This is a genomic window from Paenibacillus puerhi (genome assembly GCF_009846885.1).
GTDB lineage: Bacteria > Bacillota > Bacilli > Paenibacillales > NBRC-103111 > Paenibacillus_G > Paenibacillus_G puerhi.
On the sequence record NZ_WUWM01000082.1, the window covers coordinates 1 to 2,050 of the forward strand.

A 2,050-nucleotide genomic window follows, 5' to 3' on the forward strand; every position below is an offset into this window, starting at 1 on the left:
ACACCTCGAAGGCCGATCAGCTGTATGTCGCCTGTGGATATACGGATATGCGAAAATCCATTGACGGCTTGATTCACTTGGTGCAGCATCAGCTACAATTGAACCCGTTTCAGAATCATTTGTTTCTGTTTTGCGGTCGCAAGCGTGATCGTATGAAAGCCTTGTACTGGGAAGGTGATGGATTCGTCCTGTTGTACAAACGACTGGAATCCGGTCAATACCAGTGGCCCATGGATGCCGAGGCCGTACGCTCGATCACGCCACAGGAGTTTCGGTGGTTGCTGGAAGGTCTGTCGCTCCATCAGCCGAAAGCGGTCAAAAAGCTTGCTTTCACCCCTTCTATGTAAGCCGAAAAAGAAGTCGAAAACCCTTGTAAAATCTGGGTTCATGCCTGCTTTTATGGTATAATAACAGGTATAGAAGACAGTGAAGGAACGGTATCTCATGAGCCCTTTGGAACAGCTGCAAAAGATGGAGCATCGCATCGGCGACTTGGAAAAAGAGAATAAACGGCTACAGGAAACCGTACAATTTCTAACGCAGAAGCTGTACGGCAAAAGCTCCGAGAAAACAGCTTCCCTCCCAGTAGGGGTGGAGCAGCTGTCTTTATTTGATGAGCCAGAGACGGCAGCTTCACGCACTGCGCCGGAGCTAACCATCGAGCAAATTCAAAGCTACCAGCGAAAGAGGCAGGTAGGCGAACGAGCGGAGCTACTTCAAGATCTTCCGCATGAAAAGCAGCTATTTCAGGTTCAGGATCGTTGTTGCGACGTATGCCATAGTGAGCTTGTCTTGGTAGGCGAAGAGTTTGTTCGTACGGAAGTGGAGTTTATCCCTGCCCGCGTTCAAGCCATTGATATCTACAGAGAAACCTTAGAGTGCCGGACCTGTCGGAAAGCGGACAAGCCTCAGATGAAAAAGGCGACCACTCCAGTACCGGTCATCCAGCATTCGTTAGCCTCCGCTTCCTCCGTGGCCTGGGTGATGTACCAGAAGTTTGTGAACAGTATGCCGCTGTACCGTCAGGAGAAGGAATGGAAGAGCATCGGTCTGGATCTGAGTCGGGCCACGATGGCCAACTGGATGATTGCGACTACGAGAGACTGGCTGAAGCCACTGGTGAATCGACTGCATGAGCTGCTTGTACAAGAGCGATATCTGCATGCTGATGAGACACCCTTGCAGGTAATGAATGAGAAGGGTCGGAAGAACACGACCTCCTCCTACATGTGGATCTACAGCAGCGCTCAGCATAGTACGCATCCCATAAGGATCTTTGAATACCAGCCAGGACGAGGGGCGAGGTACCCGCAAGCGTTCCTAAAAGGATTCAAGGGATATTTACATAGCGATGCCTACTCTGGATATGCGAATCTAGCAGGAACGATCTCTTGTCTATGCTGGGCACATCTTCGGCGTAAGTTTGTTGAGGCATTGCCACCGGAGGCGAAGAATCTGGAAGGGACCCTTGCCACGGAAGGGGTAGCCTATTGCAACAAGCTATTTGAGCTGGAGGCACAGCTTGCCTCACAACCTCCTGAAGAACGAAAGGAACAGCGTCTGTTGCAGGAAAAGCCTGTACTCGATGGTTTTTGGTCATGGGTAGAAATAGCCAAAGGTAAAGTCCTTCCTAAATCCAAGCTAGGCGAAGCGCTGAAGTATGCACGTAACCATAGACAAGAGTTGATGAATTATTTACAAGATGGGAACTGTGTGATCTCGAACAATCTAGCTGAGAACAGCATTCGCCCCTTTACGGTCGGTCGAAAAAATTGGTTGTTTAGCGGGAGTCCACGGGGTGCAGCCGCAAGTGCAGGAATCTACAGCATCGTAGAGACCGCAAAGGCAAACGGATTGAACCCGTACAAATATCTAGTCTATCTGTTGCAACAGTTACCAGCGGCTGCATTTCGTCAGCAACCGGAGTTGCTTGATGAGCACCTTCCATGGAGTCCAGCAGTTAGGCAACATTGTACATAACGCAAAGCCTATGGATTCTCATGAACCATGGGCTTTTCTTTTTCAATACACCTGGTTATTAGACGCTTAC

General features: G+C 49.6%; 2 protein-coding genes. Both read left to right on the forward strand.

Annotation, left to right across the window (positions count from 1 at the left end):
* A partial coding sequence (gene tnpB, locus GSF01_RS29050; protein WP_159888753.1) for an IS66 family insertion sequence element accessory protein TnpB occupies positions 1-347 on the forward strand: 347 nt, incomplete at its 5' end.
* Between the two features lie 97 nt (positions 348-444).
* Positions 445-1,980 carry an IS66 family transposase gene (gene tnpC, locus GSF01_RS29055; RefSeq protein WP_159888754.1) on the forward strand — a complete coding sequence of 512 codons (1,536 nt, stop codon included), beginning with the start codon at positions 445-447 and terminating at the stop codon, positions 1,978-1,980.
* The last annotated feature ends 70 nt before the right edge of the window (positions 1,981-2,050 follow it).

Excerpts from the sequence above, each read along its gene's own strand:
- tnpC (WP_159888754.1), top strand. The coding sequence starts at position 445 with ATGAGCCCTTTGGAACAGCTGCAAAAGATGGAGCATCGCATCGGCGAC.